Origin of the sequence: Streptomyces sp. NPDC005794 (assembly GCF_042871445.1) — a bacterium.
Lineage (GTDB): Bacteria > Actinomycetota > Actinomycetes > Streptomycetales > Streptomycetaceae > Streptomyces.
The window spans coordinates 180,746-202,995 of the sequence record NZ_JBIAIN010000008.1 but is presented as its reverse complement, the minus strand read 5'-3'; the positions used below and the strand labels follow the sequence as shown (position 1 = coordinate 202,995).

19 protein-coding genes are annotated in these 22,250 nt (G+C 72.5%); 13 read left to right on the top strand and 6 right to left on the bottom strand.

Annotation, left to right across the window (positions count from 1 at the left end):
* The 7 genes from ACFYQ5_RS15475 to ACFYQ5_RS15445 all read left to right on the top strand — a co-directional run bounded on the left by ACFYQ5_RS15475 (position 1) and on the right by ACFYQ5_RS15445 (position 7,104).
* On the top strand, positions 1-1,362 hold the full coding sequence (locus tag ACFYQ5_RS15475) for an O-antigen ligase family protein (RefSeq protein WP_389197802.1): 1,362 nt from the start codon (positions 1-3) through the stop codon (positions 1,360-1,362).
* A complete protein-coding gene (locus ACFYQ5_RS15470; RefSeq protein WP_389197801.1) occupies positions 1,359-2,975 on the top strand; it encodes a lipid II flippase MurJ in 1,617 nt (538 codons plus the stop codon). Before ACFYQ5_RS15475 ends, ACFYQ5_RS15470 begins: the two co-directional genes overlap by 4 nt.
* Positions 2,965-3,735, top strand: coding sequence for a polysaccharide deacetylase family protein (locus ACFYQ5_RS15465; RefSeq protein WP_389197800.1), 771 nt, complete (start codon positions 2,965-2,967; stop codon positions 3,733-3,735). The genes ACFYQ5_RS15470 and ACFYQ5_RS15465 overlap by 11 nt, the downstream gene beginning before the upstream one ends.
* Complete coding sequence (locus ACFYQ5_RS15460) at positions 3,732-4,883, top strand: glycosyltransferase (protein ID WP_389197799.1); 1,152 nt, start codon at positions 3,732-3,734, stop codon at positions 4,881-4,883. The genes ACFYQ5_RS15465 and ACFYQ5_RS15460 overlap by 4 nt, the downstream gene beginning before the upstream one ends.
* On the top strand, positions 4,880-5,548 hold the full coding sequence (locus tag ACFYQ5_RS15455; RefSeq protein WP_389197798.1) for a YveK family protein: 669 nt from the start codon (positions 4,880-4,882) through the stop codon (positions 5,546-5,548). Before ACFYQ5_RS15460 ends, ACFYQ5_RS15455 begins: the two co-directional genes overlap by 4 nt.
* Positions 5,545-6,711, top strand: a complete 1,167-nt coding sequence (locus ACFYQ5_RS15450; RefSeq protein WP_389197797.1) for a GNAT family N-acetyltransferase — start codon at positions 5,545-5,547, stop codon at positions 6,709-6,711. The genes ACFYQ5_RS15455 and ACFYQ5_RS15450 overlap by 4 nt, the downstream gene beginning before the upstream one ends.
* A gap of 111 nt (positions 6,712-6,822) precedes the next feature.
* Complete coding sequence (locus ACFYQ5_RS15445; RefSeq protein ID WP_389197796.1) at positions 6,823-7,104, top strand: chaplin; 282 nt, start codon at positions 6,823-6,825, stop codon at positions 7,102-7,104.
* Between the two features lie 87 nt (positions 7,105-7,191).
* On the opposite strand, the gene ACFYQ5_RS15440 is transcribed toward ACFYQ5_RS15445, so the two are convergent.
* Positions 7,192-8,052 carry a tyrosinase family protein gene (locus ACFYQ5_RS15440; protein ID WP_389197795.1) on the bottom strand — a complete coding sequence of 287 codons (861 nt, stop codon included), beginning with the start codon at positions 8,050-8,052 and terminating at the stop codon, positions 7,192-7,194.
* A 19-nt stretch (positions 8,053-8,071) separates the two neighbouring features.
* Positions 8,072-8,545: a tyrosinase family oxidase copper chaperone gene (locus ACFYQ5_RS15435; protein WP_389197794.1), complete on the bottom strand. Its 474-nt coding sequence runs from the start codon at positions 8,543-8,545 to the stop codon at positions 8,072-8,074.
* Between the two features lie 188 nt (positions 8,546-8,733).
* On the opposite strand from ACFYQ5_RS15435, the gene ACFYQ5_RS15430 reads away from it, so the two are divergent.
* The 5 genes from ACFYQ5_RS15430 to ACFYQ5_RS15410 all read left to right on the top strand — a co-directional run bounded on the left by ACFYQ5_RS15430 (position 8,734) and on the right by ACFYQ5_RS15410 (position 14,157).
* Complete coding sequence (locus ACFYQ5_RS15430; protein ID WP_389197793.1) at positions 8,734-10,023, top strand: cytochrome P450; 1,290 nt, start codon at positions 8,734-8,736, stop codon at positions 10,021-10,023.
* A gap of 110 nt (positions 10,024-10,133) precedes the next feature.
* On the top strand, positions 10,134-11,330 hold the full coding sequence (locus ACFYQ5_RS15425) for a glycoside hydrolase family 26 protein (protein ID WP_389197792.1): 1,197 nt from the start codon (positions 10,134-10,136) through the stop codon (positions 11,328-11,330).
* 771 nt (positions 11,331-12,101) lie between these two features.
* Positions 12,102-13,094 (top strand): dihydroxyacetone kinase subunit DhaK, encoded by a 993-nt coding sequence (gene dhaK, locus ACFYQ5_RS15420; RefSeq protein WP_389197791.1) that lies wholly within the window; start codon positions 12,102-12,104, stop codon positions 13,092-13,094.
* A gap of 38 nt (positions 13,095-13,132) precedes the next feature.
* Positions 13,133-13,750: a dihydroxyacetone kinase subunit DhaL gene (dhaL, locus tag ACFYQ5_RS15415; protein ID WP_389197790.1), complete on the top strand. Its 618-nt coding sequence runs from the start codon at positions 13,133-13,135 to the stop codon at positions 13,748-13,750.
* Positions 13,747-14,157 carry a PTS-dependent dihydroxyacetone kinase phosphotransferase subunit DhaM gene (locus ACFYQ5_RS15410; RefSeq protein ID WP_389197789.1) on the top strand — a complete coding sequence of 137 codons (411 nt, stop codon included), beginning with the start codon at positions 13,747-13,749 and terminating at the stop codon, positions 14,155-14,157. Before dhaL ends, ACFYQ5_RS15410 begins: the two co-directional genes overlap by 4 nt.
* Positions 14,158-14,251: 94 nt before the next feature.
* On the opposite strand, the gene ACFYQ5_RS15405 is transcribed toward ACFYQ5_RS15410, so the two are convergent.
* Positions 14,252-17,743, bottom strand: coding sequence for a phosphodiester glycosidase family protein (locus ACFYQ5_RS15405; protein ID WP_389197788.1), 3,492 nt, complete (start codon positions 17,741-17,743; stop codon positions 14,252-14,254).
* 209 nt (positions 17,744-17,952) lie between these two features.
* Here ACFYQ5_RS15405 and ACFYQ5_RS15400 point away from each other — a divergent pair, with 209 nt between their 5' ends.
* On the top strand, positions 17,953-18,459 hold the full coding sequence (locus tag ACFYQ5_RS15400; protein WP_389197787.1) for an NUDIX domain-containing protein: 507 nt from the start codon (positions 17,953-17,955) through the stop codon (positions 18,457-18,459).
* Here ACFYQ5_RS15400 and abc-f read toward each other — a convergent pair.
* The 3 genes from abc-f to ACFYQ5_RS15385 form a co-directional block, all read right to left on the bottom strand.
* Positions 18,423-20,099 carry a ribosomal protection-like ABC-F family protein gene (gene abc-f / locus ACFYQ5_RS15395; RefSeq protein WP_389197786.1) on the bottom strand — a complete coding sequence of 559 codons (1,677 nt, stop codon included), beginning with the start codon at positions 20,097-20,099 and terminating at the stop codon, positions 18,423-18,425. The two genes, ACFYQ5_RS15400 and abc-f, sit on opposite strands and share 37 nt — an antisense overlap.
* 290 nt (positions 20,100-20,389) lie before the next feature.
* Entirely contained in the window at positions 20,390-20,656 is a 267-nt protein-coding gene (locus tag ACFYQ5_RS15390) for a hypothetical protein (protein WP_389197917.1), read from the bottom strand.
* Positions 20,657-21,029: 373 nt separating this feature from the next.
* Positions 21,030-22,226, bottom strand: a complete 1,197-nt coding sequence (locus tag ACFYQ5_RS15385; protein WP_389197785.1) for a PP2C family protein-serine/threonine phosphatase — start codon at positions 22,224-22,226, stop codon at positions 21,030-21,032.
* Positions 22,227-22,250: the final 24 nt, after the last annotated feature.

Sequence of the window (22,250 nt, the reverse complement as noted above, 5' to 3'; positions counted from 1 at the left end):
GTGACACTCACCGTGACCGTGGCACCCGCACCGCCGGCCGCCCAGGAGAAGGCACCCCCGTCCGGGTGGCGCCATCGGTGGCCGCTGCTGCCGCTGATCGCGACCGTCCTGCTCGTGGGCGTACCGTCGGACGGCACCGGTGCCGGGGCCGTGTTCGGCGTACAGGCGGCCGATCTCGTCTCCGGTGCGGCCGTCCTCGCATGTGCGGGCCACCTGTTGTTCCTTCGGCGGCGTCCGCTCACACCGGCCGCGGCGATCGTGCTGGGGCTGCCGGTCGTGGGCCTCGCCCTGGCCACCGTCACCGCCACGGACCCGGTGGCGGCGCTGCCGGGGTTCGTGCGGTACCTGCAGATCTTCGTCCTGGTGCCGGCCGCGGTCCTTTTCCTGGTCAGGGACGCGTGGGGGTTCCGGGCCGTCACGGGAGCGCTCGTCCTGCTGGCGGCCGTCCAGGGTGTGACGGGTGTCCACCAGTACGTCACCGGCTCCGGCGCCTCCTACATGGGCCAGGACATCCGCGCGGTCGGCACGTTCGGCCCCGGTGACGTGATGGGGATGGCGACGGTCGTCGGCTACGGTCTGGTCGCGGCCACCGCGTACGCGCTCCGCACCCCCGCGGGCGCGCCTCACCGGCTGAAGCCGTGGGCTCCCCTGACCGCCGCGCTGCTGGTCGTCCCGCTCACGCTGTCGTTCAGCCGGGGGGCGTGGATCGCGACGGCGGCGGGGGGCCTCGCCGTGATCGCGCTGACCGGACTCCGGCAGGCCGTTCGCGCGCTGGCGGTGCTGGGCGCGGCCGGGGTCGTCCTGGTCGGCGGTTTCGGCGTCGGGTCCGAGATGATCTCGCAGCGCCTCACCAGCATCACCGAGGTGACCAGCGCCCCCGACCGGTCGGTCAACGACCGCTACACCATGTGGGCCGCCGCGGCGGGCATGTGGCGCGAGCGGCCCGCGACCGGCGTCGGTCTGAAGGGGTTCCCGGCGCACCGGGACGGGCACGCCTCGATCGGGCTCTCCGCCGGAAGTGACACGGCGGGGGCCGGACAGGAGTTCCGCAGGCAGCCGCTGCTCTCGCCCCACAACATGTATCTGCTGGTCCTCAGTGAGCAGGGACTCATCGGCATCACCGCCCTGGCGGGCTCCTGGGCGGCGCTCCTGGTGGGCGGGGTGCGCAGGCTGGTCCACGCACGGGCACGGGGAGCCGCGGCCGTCGACTGCGGTCTCGCCGCCGTCGGGCTGATGACCTGGCAGACGGTCGACTTCCTGTACGCGGACATCGGCGGCCCCTCCACCGTCCTGACCGGGATCGTGCTCGGCCTCGCCGCGTGGTGGGCCCTGGCGGAACCGGAGAGGACGACCGCCGCGTGAGCGGGACCGCCACGGATCCGGCCGCGGAGGCGCCGGTCACCGCGCCGTCCACGCCCGAGGTTCCGGTGCGGCCCGGGCGCTTCCTGGCCCGGGCGGTGGCCGGCGCCGGCGGACTGACCGTGATCGCCGCCCTGCTGGGGCTCGTACGGGACCAGGCCATCGCCCGGTTCTTCGGCGCCAGTCACGCCAGTGACGCCTTCCTGATCGCCTGGACGGTGCCGGAGATGGCGGCCACGCTGCTGATCGAGGACGGCATGGCGCTGCTGCTCGTGCCGGCGTTCAGCCTGGCGCTGACACGGCGTGCCGCCGGCGGGCACACGCAGGACCCGGTCCGCGCCCTGGTGGCCGACACCTTTCCCCGGCTGTTCGCCGTGCTGGCCTGTGCGGGAGGGCTGCTGGTCTGGGGCGCCCCCTGGGCCGTCGGCATCCTGGCGCCCGGGCTGGACGACCCCCGGCTCGCGGTGGACTGCACGCGTCTGACGGCCGTCACGGTGCTCACCTTCGGCGTCACGGGGTACTTCAGCGCCGCGTTGCGGGCGCACGGCCGGTTCCTGGCACCGGCCGGTGTCTACATCGCGTACAACATCGGCATCATCGGCATGACCCTGGCGCTGCACTCCGTCTGGGGTGTGCGCGCCGCGGCCGCGGGGGTCGCCGTCGGCAGTCTGCTGATGATCCTCACGCTGCTGCCCACGTATCTACGGCTGCTGCCCCGGCGCGGCGGGAAGCAGTCGGCAGGGAAGCGGGGTTCCGCCCTTCTGGGCGCGACGGTCCTGGCGCCGGTCGTCCTGTTCGTGGTGAGCCGTCAGTCGCAGGTCTTCGTGGAGCGGTTCCTCGCCTCGTCCCTGCCGGACGGGGCCATCTCCCATCTCAACTACGCGCAGAAGGTCGCGCAGTTGCCGATGGTGCTGTCCATGATGATCTGCACGGTGACCTTCCCCGTCGTCGCACGGGCCATGGCGGCCGGGGACCGGGAGGGCGCCCGGCAGCGGGTCGAACGCGATCTCGCCCTGGCCGGGACCGTGGTGCTGCTGGGCACGGCGACGGTGCTCGGCTGCGCGCCCCGGATCATCGAAGTCCTCTTCCAGCGTGGGGCCTTCGACGCCGCTGACACCGCCGCCACGGCCGGTGTCATGCGGGTCTACGCGCTCGGGCTGCTCGGCCACACCCTGGTCGGCGCCCTGTGCCGGCCGTTCTTCTCGGCCGGCCGGCCCACCTGGTACCCGCTCGGAGCGATGGGCGCCGGACTGCTGGTCACCACCGTCGCCGGACTGCTCCTGACCGGCCCGTTCGGCGTCAACGGCATCGCGGCCGCCAATGCCGTCGGCATCAGCACGACCGCCCTGCTGATGCTCCTGGGGCTGGGCTCGCGGGCGGTCGCCGTACGGGCCGGGGCCGTCGCCCTCTCCCTCGCCCGGCCGATGGCCGCGGCGGCGGTCGCCGCGGCCGCCGGCCGGCTGGCCACGGACCTGGTGCCCGGGCCGGTGGCGGGTCTGGCGGCCGGCTGTCTTCTCGTACCCACGGCGTTCCTGCTCACCGGGCTCGTGCTCAGAGCCCCCGAAGCCGTTCACCTGCTGGCACTCATCCGACAGAGGTTTTCTCATGGCCGCTGACACCTCGGCACCCCGTGCCCGTACGCTCCCCCTCCGGTCCCAGCCGTGGATCCTGACCTATCACTCGGTGAGCGACCCTCTGGACGATCCGTACGGCATCACCGTCTCCGCGGAACGCCTCGACGAGCAGCTGACCTGGCTGCGACGCCGGGGGCTGAGCGGCGTGGGCATGACGGCGCTGCTGCGTGCGCGGGCCGCCGGGAAGCGAGGGATGGTCGGACTCACCTTCGACGACGGGTACGCCGACTTCCTCGACGAGGCACTCCCGGTGCTGCTCGCTCACGGCTGCACGGCGACGGTGTTCGTCCTGCCCGGCAGGCCCGGTGGCTCCAACGACTGGGATCCGCTCGGCCCGCGAAGACCGCTGCTGACCGAGGAGGGCATCCGTACCGTCGCCGCGGCGGGTATGGAGGTCGGTTCTCACGGGATGCTCCACCGGGATCTCACGGCGCTGTCCGACGAGGAGCTGCGCAAGGAGACGCACGGCAGCCGGGGGGAACTGCACCGCATCGTCCGGCAGCCGCCGTCCGGCTTCTGCTACCCGTACGGAACGGCCGACCGGCGGGTGGTCGAATCCGTACGGGAGGCGGGATACGCCTACGGGTGCGCCCTGGTCCCCGGCTCCCTCGCGGGACCGCTCGCCCTTCCCCGCACACATGTCAGTCACGCCGACCGGGGCCCCCGCCTGCGGGCCAAGGAGGTACGGCACCGGCTGCGGCACCGCTCCGCCGGCACCGCGAGGCCCGGTGACGCCGGGTGAAGGCGCTGCACGTCATCACCGGCCTCGGAGTCGGCGGGGCCGAGCAGCAGTTGCGTCTGCTGCTGCGTCACCTGCCGGTGCGCTGCGACGTCGTGACGCTCACCAACCCGGGAGCGGTCGCGGAAGGCCTGCGCGCCGACGGCGTCCGTGTCCGGGATCTGGGCATGCGGAGCAACCGGGACCTCGCCGCCGTGCCCCGGCTGGCCCGCCTCATCCGGAGCGGGGCGTACGACCTCGTGCACACGCACCTGTACCGGGCCTGTGTCTACGGCCGGATCGCGGCGCGTCTCGCCGGGACCACCGTGGTGTCGACGGAGCATTCGCTGGGGCGCGCGGAGATCGAGGGGCGTCCGCTCACCCGGGGCACCCGGGAGCTCTACCTGCGCACCGAGCGCCTCGGGGCGGCGACGGTCGCCGTCTCCGAGACCGTCGCGGGAAGGCTGCGTGACTGGGGGGTGCCTGCCTCCCGCATCCACACCGTCCCCAACGGCATCGATGTGGCGGCCTTCCGCTTCGACGGCGCGCGACGGCGCGCCACACGGGCCCTGCTGGGCCTTCCCGACGCGGCCTTCGTGGTGGGGGGTGTGGGCAGGCTGGTTCCCGGCAAACGGTTCGACCTGCTGATCCGCGCCGTCGCCGCCCTCCCCGGCGCCTGGCTCGTACTGGCCGGGGACGGGCCGGAGGCCGTGCCGCTGCGCGCGCTCGCCGCCCGGCTCGGTGTGGCCGGCCGGGTCAGGTTCCTCGGCGAGTGCGGCACCACGGGCGCGGCCCCCGGCATCCCCGCGGTGCTCAGCGCCGTCGACACGTTCGTCTCGGCGTCCCGCGAGGAGTCCTTCGGTCTCGCCGTCGTCGAGGCCCTGGCCGCGGGGCTGCCCGTGGTGCACGCGGCCTGTCCCGCCATCGAGGACCTGCCGTCCGGCCGGGTGCCGGGCGCCACCCGTATCGGATCCGCCTCCGGCGCGACCGGCCCCACGAACGAGCTGACGGCCGCCCTGCGGCGTCGCATGGAGAGCGGTACCCACAGGCTGCCGCCGCCTCCCGCCGTGGACCACTACGACATCAGGCTCAGCAGCCGGCGCCTCGTGGACGTCTACGCACAGGCCGTCGGCACCGCCACATTTCCCCCGACCGAGAGAGCGAAGCCATGACCGAGTCGCCCGAGCAGCAGTCTGCCGTCCCCGGACGGTGGCGCAGGCGCCGCCCCGCATTCGTACGGCCCAGTTGGTGGCCATTGCCCGCCGGTGTCCTGCTCGGAGCCGCCTGCGGATTCTCGTACGGAATGCTCGCCCAGCCCGAGTACGCGGCGACCAGCTACGCGATGGTCACCGCGGGCAAGGACGTCGATCCGGCCGCGGCGCTGGGGTACGCGCAGTCGTACGGCCGCCTGGCCACCAGCGACGCCACCCTCACCTACGCCAAGGGGGCCGCCGGGGAGCCCGTTCGCGAACTGCGCACGCATGTGCGGTCCGAGACCTCCCCCGACTCGCCCATGATCACGGTCACCGGCACGTCGGCCGACCGGGACCGTGCCGCGGACATCGCCAACGCGGTGACCGAGGCGGTGGTCGTCAGCAGCGGGCATGTCTCGAAGGACACCGGTGTGAAGCTGATCAAGTTCTCGCACGCCGTTCCGCCCGTCGACCCCGCGTCCCCCTCCACGCCGCTCGGCACAGCCGTGGGCGCCGGCGCGGGCGGGCTGGTCGGCGGGCTGGTCCTGCTCGTCCGCCCCCGCCCCGGACGCCGGGGTGTCACCCCGCAGGTACCTGCCCCCGCCCAGGGCGGCGCCGCCGACGAACGGGAGCTCGTGCGTTGAACACCGACCTTCGTGGGCGGCTCACCGTCACCCTCTGCAGGGACCTGCCCGACTTCGCGGACCTCGCCGCCGAATGGGACGCGCTGCACCGCCGCTGCCCCACCGCCACACCGTTCCAGAGCCACGCGTGGCTCCACTCGTGGTGGCTCTCCTACGGAACCCCCGGCCGGCTCAGGGTCGTACTGGCGCGCCGGGGCGGGCGTCTGATCGGCGCGGCGCCGCTGATGCTCGTACACCGCCCGATGCCACTGCTGGTGCCGATGGGCGGCGCGATCTCCGACTTCTCCGACATCCTGGTGGACGGCGAGGACACCCGGGCGGCGGTCACCGCTCTGGAGCGCGGGCTCCACCGGGCGGCCGGGCACACGGTCGTGGACCTGAGGGAGGTCCGTCCCGACGCCTCGGCGCACCTGCTGTTCGAGGCATGGTCCGGCGCCCGGAGCAGCCGTACGGACTCGACCTGCATGGAACTGCCGGCCGGGCCGGTCGACTCCCTCATCGGGCGGATGACCGGTTCGCGCGCCCAGCGGGCCCGGGCCAAGTTGCGCCGGATCGACGCGCTGGGCATCGAGTGCCGCACGGCGCCCGTCCACCGGGTGGCGGGCGCGATCGGCACCCTGCTGCGGCTGCACGAGCTCCAGTGGCTCGGCAGGGGGGTCACCCCGGAGCACCTGCGGCCCCGTTTCTGCGCGCACCTGGTGCGCTCCGCCCGCCGGATGGTGCGCGACGGCGAGGCCTCGGTCAGGGAGTTCCTGCTCGACGGGGAGGTGGTGGCCGCCGATCTGTCGTTCCGGTCCGCGCAGCTGACCGGGGGTTACCTCTACGGCGCCGATCCCCGGCTCAGGGAGCGGAAGGTCGATGTCTCCTTGATGCTGCTGCGTGAGCTCGCGCGGGAGTCCGAGAGCCTGGACCGCGGTGTGCTGAGCCTGCTGCGCGGCTCGGAGCAGTACAAGAATCACTGGAGTCCCGTGTCGGTCGTCAACCAGCGCCTGCTGCTGGCCCGTTCCTCACTGGAGCCGCTGCTGCGCCTGCGCGAGACGCAGATGACCGCGCGGGACCGGGCGGCGGAAACGGTGAAGTCCCGTTTTCCCGCGGCGCGGGACTGGCGTGGCCTGCTGAGGGAGCTCCCGGCGGCCGGGCTCGCTGCGATCGGCCGGAGTTGATCCAGGATGATGAGTTTTGAGCTGATCCGTTACCGTCTGCCGACTTTCGCGTTGTCAGGGCATACCGGCCGCACGTTCAGCAGCCGGTCTCGAACCTCTCAAGGAGAACTGATGTCGCGTATCTCGAAGGTGGCCGCCGTCATGGCAGGTACTGGTGCCCTGATCGCCGGCGGTGCCGGCATGGCTACCGCCGACGCCGGTGCGGAGGCCGTCGCCGCCCACTCCCCCGGTGTCCTTTCGGGCAACGCAGCCCAGGTGCCCGTCCACATCCCGGTCAACGTGTGCGGCAACACGGTCAACGTGATCGCCCTGCTGAACCCGGCGTTCGGGAACACCTGCGTGAACGTGTCGGACAGCCACGCGGACAAGGGCGAGTACGGCTACGGCCACTGACCTCCCCCGAGGTACCCTCCGGGCCTCCCCACTCCGCTTCCGGGCGGCGAGGGGAGGCCCGGTCCCGTTCCGGCCGGGCAACAGGGGTCAGACGTATCGGTAGAGCCGGGAGTGGTCCATGAGCTGTGAGGGCGCCACATTCCACGGGGGCATCGGCTGATCCAGCGCGAAGACCCGGTCCCGCTGCGGGTCGTCGGCGGGGAGCACGCGGGCCGGCAGGTAGCGGGAGCTCGGATGCGCCTTCTGCCAGCGGGTCCAGAGCAGGTCGATGAAGGCGTGGTGCAGCCAGAAGACCGGGTCGTCGGGTGACGCCGCGCCCGCCATCGACCCGCCGATCCAGCGGTGTACCTGGTTGTGGTTGGCCACTCCACGGCTCTCGCCGATGGCCCAGCCCTCGATCCTGTTCCGGAAGCCGGTGGTGCTGACGCTGTTCCAGGGCGCGGCGTCGTACACCGGGTCGCTCAGCGCGCGGTCCACGTCCGCCGCGCCGGGCAGCGTGACGGGTGCGGAGGGCCGGCCGAAGTTACGCCGCAGGAAGGGGTCCGCGGTGGCGCCTGCGCGGATGCGCCAGTTCCCCTGCCGGTAGGCGAACGGCCCGGTCATCACCTGCCGGTCGCCCGGCCTGCCGTTGCCGCCGAGGAAGTCCTCCGCCCAGAGGGAGGCGCTCGGCGTGTCGTCCCGCGTCCAGTCCCAGTACGGGACCGACACCTGGGAGTCGACGGCCTGCAGCGCCTGCTCGAACTCCAGCAGGTATCTGCGGTGCCAGGGGAAGAAGGACGGGGCCATGTGAGCGGCACGTGGTCCGACGTCGCCGTCGGTGACGTAGTACTGCCGGTGCAGGGTGACGAAGTCGTCGTAGCGTCCCGAGCGTTTGAGCTCCAGGATCGCGTCGACGAGGCGTTTCTTCTCGGTGCGCGTGAGATCTCGCTGATTCTTGCGGCTGTACACCCGTGCTCGTCCTTAGGGCTCAGATGGTGTGCGGGGAGACTGCTGACAGCTGGGTGGTGCCGAGTTCGTCGACCGCCGCGCGCGCTGTCTCGAGGAGCGTCGGGAACGACTCGTAGTGGTTGACAGTGCTCAGATAGCTCCCGTCGGCACGCCTCATCACGTGCAGCGCCCTCCCGTCGACACGGACGTCGATGCCGGACGTGGCCGAGACCGTTCCGGCCTCACCGGCGTACGGCTGCGCCCCGGCCGCCACGACGGGCGCGCCCGTACCCCGGATCTCGCGCCCCTTGTACAGCTCGGAGAACCGCTCGGGCCCCACGGCATCGCGCTCCTGGCTACGTTCTCCGGGTTCCGGGCCTGCGAGGAGAACCGGCGCGAGCGCGCCTCCGGTTCCGGCGATCACGACCGAGGTGAAGACGGTGCGCAGCACCGCACGGCGGGCCGGCCGCGGAGCACCGGCCGGCTCCGCGTGTGTGCCGGTGGTCGGATTCATGGCAGGCATACCTCCCTTTGTCCGCTTCTGCGAGATTTCTTGCTCGAGTGGGAAACGAGACGGAGCGCGAACAGTTCTCATCCGCAGCACATCACGCGACCGTGGGAATTCTCCGGCCGCTCCGGCCGTGTCTGCCGCTCGGTTCCGCCCGCGGGGCCAGCATGGCGGTCCGGACTCCTGGAGGTTGCATGAACACGCCGACGCAGGTACCCACCGACCGCGTGCGAGGGACGGTCGGTGCCGATCTGGCCGATCCGGCGTTCTGGCGGCTGCCACGGTCCGAGCGGTTGTCCGCGTTCACCCGGCTGCGGGAACTCGACGCACCGGTCCTCTTCACTCCGCGTACGGGGTCGCCCACACCGTTCTACGCGTTGGTGAAGCACGCGGACGTGAGGGCGGCCAGCCGGCAGCCGCAGGTCTTCGCCAGCGCCCCCGGCGCCACGGTTCCCGAACCGGCGCCTTGGGCCAAGGCCTTGTTCGGCAACTCCATGGTCAACATGGACGGGGCCGAGCACGCGGGGCTGCGCAGGACCATTTCCCGGGCCTTCACGCCCAGGCTGCTCGCCGCCGCCGAGGAGAACATCGGCACCGTCGCCCGGCGGCTGGTGGACGAGATGATCGCCGAGGGCCCGGGTGACTTCATGCGTGCGGCGCCCTCCCGGATGCCCTTCGAGGTCATCTGCGACCTGATGGGCATCCCCGTACGCCATCGGGCCGGCATCGCCGCGCGCATCGACCGGGCGTCGGAGTACGTCGGGGTGCGGCGCCGTGGCCGCGCCCGGCTGCGGGTCCCTGGGCGTGGCCTGCGCTCGCTGGCCCGCATGCAGTGGGAGATGGCGGGCATCGCCCGGGAGCGTCGCCGCGCCCCGGCGGACGATGTGATCTCCGCGCTCGTCCGCGCGGACGTCGGCGGACAGGCACTGTCCTCGCGTCAGCTCGGCGCGTTCTTCTCGCTGCTGCTCGTGGCCGGTGTGGAGACCACCCGGAACGCGATCGCCCACGGAATGGTCCTGCTGACCGCGCATCCGGAGCAGCGGGCCCTCCTGCAGTCCGACTTCGACCGCTACGCCGACGGCGCGGTCGACGAGATCGTCCGTCACTCGACACCGATCATCCAGTTCCGCCGGACGGTGGCGGCCGAACGCGCGCTCGGCGGCCACACCTTTCTGCCCGGGGAGAAGGTCGTACTCCTCTACGCGTCCGCGAACCGGGACACAGCCGTCTTCGACGACCCGGATGCTTTCGACATCACCCGGTCCCCCAATCCGCACCTCGGATACGGCGGCGGAGGTCCTCACCACTGTCTGGGGGCGCATCTGGCGAAGCTGGAGATGAAGGCGCTCTTCCGCGAAATGCTCGCACGCATGGAAGGCCTCCGGACTTCGGGCGAACCGGATCTGGTCGATTCGAATTTCGACAACCGGGTCCGTTCCCTTCCCTTCACCTTCGGAACGGTTCACCCGAACGGACGTCTCTGAACCTGCGCGGGCCGCGAATGGACTATTCACCGGCCTCCCACAGGCCATTACCGAAGCTTTCTCCTTAGGGTCGGCAGAGTCGGAACCAGGCCGCCATCCAAGGAGGAGCCGTGCCCGTGAAGCGCCGTCTCATCGATTTCGGCATCGGCGCGAGCGCGCTCTGCCTCCTGGCCGGCGGAGTGGTACTCGCCGGCCACGACACCGCGGACACCCAGGCCGGCAAGGGCGCCGCCCAGGCGATCCCGGAGCCGGACAGGACGACCGCCGTCGGCGCCTATCTGGACTACGGGCCGAAGGGGGTGCAGCGAATGGGCGAGCTGTCCCGCTGGCTCGGCGGTACGGAACTGCGTGTCGGGCACAGCTATCTGCCGGGCGACCTGTGGGAGAACATCGAGGGCCGCCCCGGCTTCCTCACCTCGTGGGCCGCCTGGCGTAAGGCGGCCGATGACCGGATGTTCGTGCTCAACACGCCGATGCTGGAGCGGAACGAGGAGCGGGTCCCCGACGACGAGGTGCGCGGCCTGTTGCGGGCCGGTGCCGAGGGCCGGTTCGACGAGCACTTCCGCAGGCTGGCCGAGCGCCTGGTCCTGCTGGGCGTCCCGGACACGGTGATCGTCCTCGGCTGGGAGATGAACGGCACGACCTACACACACCGCTGCGGACCCGACCCCGTCGCGTGGAAGGCGTACTGGAACCGCATCGTCACCGCGATGCGGTCCGTGTCCGGCCAGGAGTTCCGTTTCGACTTCGCACCGAGCCGGGGGCGGGACGCCGTGCCCTGGACGGAGTGCTATCCGGGCGACGACGTCGTGGACATCATCGGCATGGACTCCTACGACCAGCCGCCGGCGCGGACCTTCGACGAGCAGGTGAACGAACCGTACGGCCTGCAGAAGCAGGTCGACTTCGCGGCCGAGCACGGCAAGCCGATCTCGTTCCCGGAATGGGGGCTGTTCCGCAACGGCGACAACCCCGAGTACATGCGCCGCATGCTGGAGTGGATCGAGCGGCACAAGCCGCTGTACCAGACGATCACGGACTACTGCCCGCACGGGGTGTGGCAGTGCGCCGAGAACCCCGGGTCCTCCCAGGTGTTCCGCGAGATGCTGAGCGGGCTGCCGGACGCCACCGGGCCCTCGGCGCCCGCTCCCGACCCGAGCGGCACACCGACGGCGCCCGAGCCGGGCCAGTCGACGCCGACCGGGCCCGCACCGGAAACGAACGAGCCCGGATGGTGCGTCACCCTCCCGCTGGGCGACTGGTTCGGCCAGTGGCTGAGCGACCGCGAACTCTGCATGCGCGACTGAGGGCCGCTCGCCGGCGACGTCACATCCGCGGCGGCCGCTCCGTCGTGGAGGCAGGAGACGCGGCCCCGGAACAGCGTTCCCGGGCCGCGTCGGTCCACCGCGTAACGGATTCGAAGGAACGGGACATGCGGGTAGCGGTGGCAGGCGGAACCGGAGTGGCCGGCCGGCCGGCCGTCGAGGAACTGACCGCGGCGGGACACGACCCGGTCGTGCTCGCGCGGCGTCGGCCTCGTCTCGGGCGCGGGACTCGACGCGGCTCCGGCCGGTGTGGCGGCGGTCATCGACGTGAGCAACAGGACGGCCCTCCGCCGTGCGACGGCGGTCTCGTTCTTCGGCACGGTCGGCCGCGATCTGCTGGAGGCGGGTGCACGTGCCGGGGTACGCCACCATGTGGCGCTGTCGATCGTCGGCATCGACCGGGTCTCACGGCTACTACCAGGGCAAGCTCCGCCAGGAGGAGGTCGTGAAGGGCGGGCGGGCTTCCCGGTGCCACGGGTGCCGCCATGGCCGGCGCGGCCGGCTGCCGGCCGCGCCGGGACCGCGGGGCACGGACACCCTTCGACGAGTGGCTCACCCGCGCTGTCACGTGGGGCGGGTGACCGGACGATGTCACCTCCGCGGGGATACGCCGTCCTTCGACGCGTCGCTTCCCGATCATCCGGGTCTCTTCGATACTGGTGCCGTACGTACCTGACGCAAAAGGACCGGATCTCACGCCGACGGCCGGTCGGCACCCTCGGCCGGCTGTCACGCTCTCCCCAGGAGGAACCGTTGCGCATGCTCATCAACGTGCCGGAGACCGTCGTCGCGGACGGACTCCGCGGTATGGCCGCAGCCCATCCGGACCTCGTCGTGGATGTCGAGAACCGTCTTGTCGTCCGGCGTGACGCCCCGGTGGCCGGAAAGGTGGGGCTCGTGTCCGGCGGCGGGTCGGGGCACGAGCCGCTGCACGCCGGGTTCGTCGGGCCCGGCATGCTGTCGGCGGCGTGCCCCGGGGAGGTCTTCACCTCGCCGGTGCCCGACCAGATGGTGCGTGCGGCCGCCGCGGTCGACAGCGGCGCGGGTGTGCTGTTCGTCGTCAAGAACTACACCGGGGACGTACTGAACTTCGACATGGCTGCCGAGCTCGCCGAGGACGAGGGCATCCAGGTCGCCCGGGTCCTGGTCGACGACGACGTGGCGGTGGCCGACAGCACGTTCACCGCGGGCCGGCGCGGGACCGGGGCGACGCTGTTCGTCGAGAAGATCGCCGGCGCCCTCGCCGACGAGGGTGCGCCGCTGGAGCGGGTGGAGTCCCTGGCCCGGCGGGTGAACGAGTCCTCGCGCAGCTTCGGGGTGGCGCTCAGCTCCGTCACCACTCCGGCGAAGGGCACGCCGACGTTCGATCTGCCCTCGGGCGAACTGGAACTGGGCATCGGCATCCACGGCGAGCCCGGCCGGGAGCGCCGCCCGATGATGACGTCCGGAGAGATCGCCGACGTCGCGGTCCACGCGGTGCTGGAGGATCTGCGGCCGGATGGTCCCGTGCTGGTGCTGGTCAACGGGATGGGCGCGACACCGCTGCTGGAGCTGTACGGGTTCAATGCCGAGGTGCAGCGGGTGCTGTCGGAGCGAGGTGTGACGGTGGCTCGTACGCTGGTGGGCAACTACGTGACGTCGCTCGACATGGCAGGCTGCTCGGTGACGCTCTGCCAGGTGGACGAGGAGATGGTGCGGCTCTGGGACGCTCCGGTACAGACGCCCGCGCTCCGCTGGGGCCGGTGAACGGACTTTTCCACCGTGTGTGAGGAACAGGAGATCTTGTGCTCGACACCGATTTCTTCCGTCGCTGGATGGCCGCCACCGCGGCTGCCGTCGACCGCGAGGCGGACCGGCTGACCGAGCTCGACGCCGCGATCGGCGACGCCGATCACGGGAGCAACATGCGGCGCGGCTTCGCAGCCGTGAGCGACGAGCTGGAGAAGGAGACCCCCGCGTCACCGGGGGCGGTACTGACACTGGCCGGCCGGCAACTGATCTCGACAGTCGGCGGAGCGTCCGGGCCCTTGTACGGGACCCTGCTGCGCCGTACCGGGAAGACGCTGGGCGAGGAGCCGGAGGTGACGGCCGGTCAGCTGGCGGAGGCCCTGGGTGCCGGCGTCGCCGCGGTGGCGCAGCTCGGCGGGGCGCAGGCCGGGGACAAGACGATGCTCGACGCGCTGCTCCCCGCCGTCGAGGTGCTGGGCGTCTCGTTCGGCGAGGCCCGGGACGCCGCGCTGGCCGGTGCTCTGGCGACCGTGCCGCTGCGGGCCCGCAAGGGCAGGGCGAGTTATCTCGGCGAGCGCAGCATCGGACACCAGGATCCGGGGGCCGCCTCGGCGGCGCTGCTGGTCGGGGCACTCGTGGAGGCCGGTGAACCGAGCGGTGGAGGCGACGCATGAGTGAGGAGAAGCAGGTCGGGATCGTGCTGGTCTCGCACAGCGGGCCGGTGGCGGAGGCCGTCGTGGAGTTGGCCAAGGGGCTGGCGGCCGGTGGCGCGACGGCCCCGGTGGCAGCGGCGGGAGGCACCTCGGCCGGAGGCCTGGGGACGAGTACGGAGCTGATCGCCGAGGCCGCCAGGACGGTCGACAGGGGCGTCGGGGTCGCGCTGCTGGTGGACCTCGGGAGCGCGGTGCTCACGGTGAAGTCCATGCTGGCGGACGGTGATGAACTGCCCGAGGGGGCACGGCTGGTGGACGCGCCGTTCGTGGAGGGCGCGGTGGCCGCACTGGTGACGTCGTCGGCGGGCGGCGATCTGGACACCGTGGAGGCGGCGGCCACGGACGCGTACGGCTACCGGAAGGTGTGAGTGGGCCGCGCCGGACGCCCCCGCCGGTCCGGAGCAGCACGAGGAAACCCCGCACGGCTCCCGGAACTGGTCCGGGAGCCGTGCGGGGAGTGCGTCAGGCGGCGGGTTCGACCGCCCCGGCCGCGATCTGGATCCGCACCTGGTGGGTGACGCCGTTGACGGTCACCGCGAGCCTGACGGCGCCCGGCCGGAGCGCGGCGAGCGTACCCGTGGTGGGATCCAGCGTCGCGACGTGGCGGCGACGGGCGCCGTCCGCCTTCCCGATGTGGACGTTCGGGGAGGCGGTCCAGTCAGCGCTGAGCGGGGAGGCCGCCAGCACGGTCCGGGTGCCCTGGATGACGTGCGCGCCGATCTTCGTGCGCTCCCCCTCGACGAGGGCCGAGGGGGCGTCAAGGACCAGCGCGTCCACGTGGGCTCGGGTCTGCGCGGACAGCCAGTCGGGCCCGCCCCGCCACGGCTGACGGCGCGCTGCCGCCTGTTCGGCGGGCGATACGCTGTCGGCGCCGATCAGGGACCAGCCGGTGAAGCCTCCCTCGTCCGCCGGACCGGCCGGCGCCTTCCCGGAGTTCCCGTTGACCAGATAGGGGACCCCGTCCACGTGCGAGGCGTCGAACACCCCGGCATGACTGCCGATGAGGGCCGCACCCTTGCCCGTCGTACGCCGGAAGGCCGCGAGCCACTGTTCGACGAGCGCGGCCTCCTTGCGGTCACTCAGCTGGCTCCCCTTCTGCACGGTCGGATCGCGCGGGGGCACGTGCTCGATCAGCATCACGGAGCCGACGGACCGGTCCTTCGCCGCCGCGTCCAGCTGGGCGCGCAGCTCCTTGATCTGGGCGAAGCCGCCGCCGCGCAGGCTGAGACTCGATGTGTCGAGCGTGATGAGCCGGGTGCCCTCGTGGTCGAACGTCCGTCGGGCCGGGCCGAACTGTGTGATGAAGTTGTCGATCTTCCCGCCCATCACCTCGTGGTTTCCCGGTACGTAGTACCAGGGCAACGAGTCGCCCAGCTCCTCGTCGAGGACCTGACGGGCGAAGGCGAGGTCGGCGGGCGAGCCCTCGTCGACGAGGTCCCCGTTGACGACCAGGAAGTCGGGATGCGCGGCCTTGATCTCGCGCAGGGTGCGGCGCGCCTGCCGGACGAGGGCGCTGTCCGGTTCGCGTGCGACGAATTGGGCGTCCGACATCACCGCGAACCGCCAGTCCCGGCCCTCGGTCACCGCGGCCGTGTCGATCAACGGGTCGGCGGGTTCCGCTTGTTCGGGAAGTTCGACGGTGGGCGGCACCTGGGCGGTCAGGCCGTCGATGACGATCTCACCGGTGTACTGCCGGGCCGCGGCCGTCTCGGCGAGGTAGAAGCGGTACACCGACAGCGGCATCGCCGCGCCCGGCGGCACGGCGAACGTGACCTGCCGCCAGCCGGTCCAGGTGATGTACGGCCCCCGCAACAGCTGGTCGGAGCCTGCGGCGTCCTTGAGGTGGAGGGTCGGCCAGGCGCCGTGGCCGTCTCCCTTGATCCAGAGTGAGTAGGCCTGCGGCTGGCCTGTTACGACGACGGGCTGCGGCGGGGCGGCGTACGCGGCGCGCGTGGCCGTCGACCGGGTGAAGTCGTAGGTGAGCCGGAGGCCGGTGCCGGTGTGCCCGTCCGGCGTCGCGGCGAGCGAGCCGTCCGCGCGGGCCTGGCTGAACTTCCAGGATCCGGCGTCCTCGAAGTCCGACACGGTCTGCTCGGTGAGGCCGACGCTCACCGCGAGAGTCGTACTGACGCCTGCCACGGTGGCCTTGATCTGTCCCGCTCCCGAGCCGGTGAGGGACCTGACGGTGAAGGATCCCCGCCCGTCGTCGGCGACGGCGAACAGCCTGCGGTCGTAGTCGAGGGTGATGTCCCCCGGCTCGACGGGAGCACTCGTGCCATGGGCGTCCAGCCCGACGATGCCGAAGCCGCCGGTGGCCGCCTGGTCCGCCAGGCCGACACGTGCGGTGGTGGGCCTGACACGGGCGAGCCGGTCGAGGACGGTGAGCCGAGTCGCGCCGTGCGCCCCCGCGCGTTCCGCCCGGACGTCGGTCGTGCCGCTCCGGTGGGCGGTGAACGTCCCCCGGTCGTCGACGCTGCCGACGGCCGGGCTGACGGCACGCCAGCGCGGGGCGCCGGCGGCGGGGCCGTACGTCTCGTCGTGACCGGCGGCGGTGAGCCGCCGGGTCAGACCCGGAAAGACCCGCTCGGGGTGGCCGCCGGTGACCGGGGCGTCGCCGGGGGCCGCACCGGCCGGCGTACGGGTCTCGACCCAGAACCCTTCGAGCCGCCCGCTGCCGTCGGGGGCGGTCAGGGCGAGTCCGTTGGGCACCGTGCGCTCGCTGCCGTCGGACGGGCTGTTCTCGACCTGGAGCACGTCGCTGCCGGGCTCACGGGCGACGAGCGTCGAGGAGCCTCCGCCGTCGAGGTTCAGGGCGCTGTACGAGCCGGCCCCGCGCATCATCTCGCCCAGCTCGGTGAGGGTGATGCCTCCGCTGTCGGTCTGACGGCCGTCGACGGTGACGACCTGCATGGTCCGGCCGTCCTTGGAGAACCCGACGGCGGTGCGGGGCGCCGCGGTGTTGTTGCCCTCGCCGTCGTGGTTCTGTGCCGTCCCGTCGACGACGAGCAGTTCCCTGCCGCCCACGGCGGTGTGCGGGACGGCCCCGCTGTCGGCGCGTGCCCGGTATGCGATGCCGACCGGGTCACCGGGCTTCAGGGCGGTCAGCAGTGCGGCCCCGGCCTCACGGCCGACGAGCACCACGGTGCCCTCGGGCACCGCGCCCGTTCCGGGGGTGCCGGATACGGAGACGACCTTGCCGTCGCGCACGGCCACTTCGGCGACGGGCTGCGCGGCGTCGACGGTGAGCGCGCGGTCCGCGCTGCCCCAGGCCGGGGTGTAGGCCCCCACACCCCGGGCCGGCACGTTCGCCGCGTTGTAGGCGGCGAGCGGGTGCGCCCCCGAGGGGAGGGTCAGCGTGCCGTCGAAGTACAGCTCCAGGACGCGGCCCGCGTTCTGCGGCCCGATGCCCACCGCGCGGTTGACGCCCGGGGCCGGGGAGTGGACCGTCCGGCCGTCCTTGACCCCGGGGCCCTGGGGCGCCCCGGTCTGGTTGATGTCGAAGAAGTCCGCGTTGATCGCGGCGACGGTACGGCGGCCCTGCCCCGGGTCGTGCCCGGCGGCGAGCTCGGAGACGGTGTGCCGGTCCGCGACCTTGCCCGAGGAGAGGTAGTCGGCACGTACTCCGCTGCCGTCCAGATCGACCGAGAGGGTGTCGACCCGCAGCCACTTGTCGGACTCGAGGCGGTCGTACGAGCTCAGACGGACACCTGGAGCGACGGGGCGGGAGGCGCGGGCGGTCTCGATTCCGTCGCCGTCCACGACGGATCTCGCCTCGCCGGACGGGCCGCTCGCGGCCGGCGGGGCGACGGGTCTGAGGATCTCGGCGGTGGTGTGCGGCCGGGGATCCGGGGTCTGGTCGGCGGCTGCGGGTGCGACGGCCCCTGCCGCCGTCGCCACCACGGTCGCCAGCAGTACGATCGGCCGCAGGGTGCCGCGGAAGGTGCCAGGGCCCACAAATCCTCCTGGTGCAGCGTGGATTGCGCGCGGGATGCGCTGTCGGCGGACAGCATGACCGGGCCCGGTGGGGCGCACCAGAGGGCAAGAGGGACATCAGGTGGAACAGCGCGCGGCGAAGGAGTGACCCCCTGCCCGTCCCTGACGCGTAGCCTTCCGGATCCCCGGCCAGGTCGCCTTCCGCCGCGCCGCCCCGCACACTTGACGACATGCCGACAGTCAAGCGCAGTGCGGGGCTTCTGCTCTTCCGCGTCGTCGCCGGCGAGGACGGCCGGCCGGACGCCGAGGTGCTGATCGGCCACATGGGTGGGCCGTTCTGGGCCCGTCGCGAGACGGCGGCCTGGTCCATTCCCAAGGGTGAGTACGAACCCGCTGAGGAGCCTGCCGCCGCCGCGCGCCGGGAGTTCGAGGAGGAGCTCGGGCTGTCCGTCCCGGACGGGACCTGGGTGCCGCTGGGACAGACGCGTCAGTCCGGCGGCAAGACCCTGACCGTATGGGCTGTGGAAGCGGACCTGGACCCTGCCGGGGCGGTGCCGGGCATCTTCACCATGGAATGGCCCATGGGGTCCGGTGTGCTGCGGGAGTTCCCAGAGATGGACCGGTTCGCCTGGTGCGCACCGGACGAGGCCCTGGTCCTGCTGGTGGCGGGCCAGCGGGTCTTCGTCGAGCGGTTGCGTGTCTACGTCCGGGAGGGGCGCGCGCCCTCGGAGGCGTAGGGCCCGGAATCCGCCACGGCGCGGCCTGCCCGGAGTTCGAGGCGGTCGCCGGTGAAGCGTTCGCGGAAGCTCCGGTCGTGCGAGACGACCACGACAGCTCCCTCGTACCGGTCGAGCGCGGCCTCCAGCTCCTCGACCAGGCCGAGCGCGATGTGGTTCGTGGGCTCGTCCAGGATCAGCAGATCCGCAGGCCGGGTCACCAGCCGCGCCAGGGCGAGCCTGCGCTGCTGCCCGATGGACAGGGCCGCCACGGGCACGGTCAGGTCCTCCGGACGGAACAGGCCGAGGGCCAGCAGTTCGTCCTCGTACTCGTCGGGGAATCCCGGCCGGCCGGCGGCGAAGGTGGCGAGCAGAGAACGGCGGGTGGGCCTGGCGGGGAGTTCCTGCGGGAGGTAGCCGATTCTGCCCCGCCGTCGGACCGTTCCGGCGTCCGGCGCGAGGTCACCGGCCAGGACGCGCAGGAGCGTGGTCTTCCCCGCGCCGTTGGGCCCGGTGACCAGAAGCCGTCGGCCCGGCTCGACGCGCAGGGACGGCAGGTCCAGCCGTTCGCCGACCCGGACGGCGTCCAGCTCGGCCAGGGTGGCGGAGTCGTCGAGGGCACCGGCCACGGCGAGGCCGGCGGTGAAGCTCAGCGGCCGGGGAGGCGCGGGGACGGGTGAGCGCCGCAGCGCCTCCGCACGGGTCCTGGCGGCCCTGACCTGGCCTGACAGCTTGGCCTCGTGCGACCTTCGGTGCTTGCCGAAGCCCTGCCCGGGGTCCTTGCCCGTCCCGGCGAGGCGCCGGGACGCCGCGCCCACCAGCTCCTCGGTGCGGGCGAGCTCGGCCAGCCACTCCTGGTGCTCCTGGGCCCATCGGCGGCGCGCGGCGGTCTTCGCCGCGCGGTAGCCGTCCCAGCCGTCCCCGTACCGGGAGACGCTCCGCAGGTCGCGGTCGACCTCCAGGATCACGGTGGTGATCCGCTCCAGGAACGCCCGGTCGTGGGTGACGGCGACCACGGTGCCACGGTGGGCTCGGAGGTGGTCCTCCAGCCAGGTGACGGCGGCGGCGTCGAGGTGGTTGGTGGGCTCGTCGAGGAGCAGGAGTTCCGGTGCGCCGGCCAGCACGCAGGCCAGGGACAGCCGGGACTGCTCACCGCCGGACAGCGTACCGAGCCCTCGGTCCCTGGTGAGGTGGCCCAGCCCGAGGCCGTGCAGTGCGGCATCTGTCCTGGCGTCCGCCTGGTATCCGCCGCGCTCCTCGTACGCCGTCAGGAGCTCCCCGTACAGGGCGAGCTGCGGGGCGGTGGGTTCGCCGTCGGACATCGCTTCCTCCGCCGCGCGGATCGACCGTTCGAGGGCGCGGAGTTCGGAGAGGGCCGCGTCGACGGCGTCCTGGACCGTGCTGCGGGGGTCGAGGCTGAGGGTCTGGGCGAGGTGACCGGTGCCGCCCGGGAAGCTGACGGTGATGTCGCCGCTGTCCGGGGTCTCCGCCCCGGCCATCAGCCGGAGCAGGGTGGACTTCCCGGACCCGTTCTCGCCGATGACACCGGTCTTCTCCCCGGGGCGGACGGTGAGGGACACCTGGTCGAGGACGGATCGGTCGCCATATGCCTTGGAGACGTCGCTCATGGCCAGTTGGGCGCGGGGGTGCTGTAGAGACATGGGTGCTTTCCCTGAAGTGACATGCCCTCGGCGGCGCGGACATCGACGTCCGTCACGGACGGAGGCGCGCTGCGGGACTGGGGTGTCGGACAACGGAGAGGACTGCGGCAACAGCGTGACCTGACGGGTCACACGACGACGCTCAGCGTCGCTCGGCGGCGTCCTGGCCGCGCATCAGAGAAAAAAGTAGTACGAACCCATGGCACCCATTGTAGCCATGCCGAGGGCGGCCCCGGTGGCCCGTGGTCCACCGGGGCCGCCCGCTCCAGGTCACGTGCGCGGGCTCCGAGTCACCCCGTCGACTCGTCCGGGGTCGGGTGTTCCGGGTGCACGCCGGCGTTGCGGGCGGAGTCGCGGCCCGAGCCGGCCTCGTCGGGGTCGGGATCGCCGGAGCCGGCGTCCGGCTCCGCTCCGGGGCGTTCGGTACCCGGCGGGAGGATCACGTCGAGGGCGTCCTCGCCGTCCTGGGCCTGCTGGTCGGGCATGTCCGCGGGTATCGGCGGCGGGCTGCCCTCCGCCCCGGTGCCGGCGGTTCCCTGCGGCCTGCGGTCGGTCATGTCGTTGCTCCCGTCGGTGCGCGCCGTTCCGGTGCCGGCCCGGTGTCGCACCTCGCGTACCCCCTGTGCCCCGGACGACGCGTACCCGCCCCGCCCTCGCTGTGCCCCGTCCCCCGAGCCCCTGGCCGCTCGGCCCCGGCTGATCTCGAAGTGGTCGACGCGCTCTTGGGGCCCGGCGGGCGCCGTGCCCTTCATCCCGGGCACGCCGGCCGGTCTCCACCTCCACCGCGAGGAACAAGAGGCCGGTGTAGCGCACCCGGGACCACCACAGGTTGGGGCAGTCGGCACTACGGAGCCTGCCGCGACCGCCCTGGACGGTCAGCAGGAGAGGCGGGAGTGTTTCCCAGAAGGTTCCGGAGGGGGCATCGACAGGTCATGAGCGGTGCAGGTGCTGGTTCGTGCGGCCGTGCGCCGCGGCGTTCCCGCCGTCCTGCTGCCTGCTCAGGACGAGCACGGCGATGTCGTCTCGGCGCACTCCGCCCGAGAAGCTCTGCAGGTCGGCCTGGATCGCGTCCAGGACCTGGTCCGGCTCACACCCCGCCCAGCCGCCGAGCCGGTCGTCGAACGGATAGAAGTCTCCCGCCGCGTCACGTGCCTCGGTCACCCCGTCGGTGAAGACCAGCAGGGCGGAGCCCGGCGGGAATCCGACCCACTCGGCGACGCGCGCCTCGCCGCCGAGATCCGCCATGCCCAGCGGTACGGACGTCCGGTACAGGGTGACCGCCGTCGCCGCCCCGTCGTGCAGCAGCCGTGGCGGCAGATGGCCGCAGTTGACGGCCTGCGCCCGGTCGCCACCGTCGAAGCACAGCAGCAGGGCGGTGACGAAGCGCTCCTCCTCACCGGTCTCGGCGGAGAACGCGTTGTGCCGGACGACCGCGTCCTCGACCGCGTCGGCCACCGCGGCGAGCTCGGGTTCCCTGACGGCTGCCTCCCTGAACGCGCCGAGCGCGGCGAAGCCGGCCCCGATCGCGGGCAGGCCCTTGCCCTGTACGTCGCCGATGATCACCCGGGTTCCATGGGGCGACTGCACGACCTCGTAGATGTCGCCGCCTACGAAACGGTCCTCCTCGATCGGCTCGTAGAGACCGTGGGCACAGATCTGCCGCGTGACGATGGGGAGCGGGCGCAGGATCTGGCGCTGCAGGGCGACGGCGGCCGAGCGCAGCCTCGCCACCTCGGTGGCGTGCCGGATGCGTGCGGCACAGGCGACGACGCCCAGGGCACTGGCAAGGGCCGTGAAACCGATGAGGAAGACCACGTCCCAGAAGGCGCCGGTCGATGCGATCCGGGATCCGACGACCACCAGCGTGACCCATACCGCCACGGCGGTGGTCTGGCGGACCGTGCAGAAGACCGAGGCCAATGCGGGCACCACGACCATGAGCGGGATGAGGGGGAGGTCGGTACCGGTCAGGGCGTCGAGGAGGACGACCACGACGGTCAGGAGAAGGAGCCACAGCGCGAGCGCCCAGTTCCCGATCCGGGCGGCGCCCGCCGCCGTTTCTCCCGGATCCGCACCGGGCAGCTGCGGTCTGCGCGCCGCCGTCGGGCGCCGGAGCCCCATGACCACGGCACGCCTCCCACCTGCTCGTCC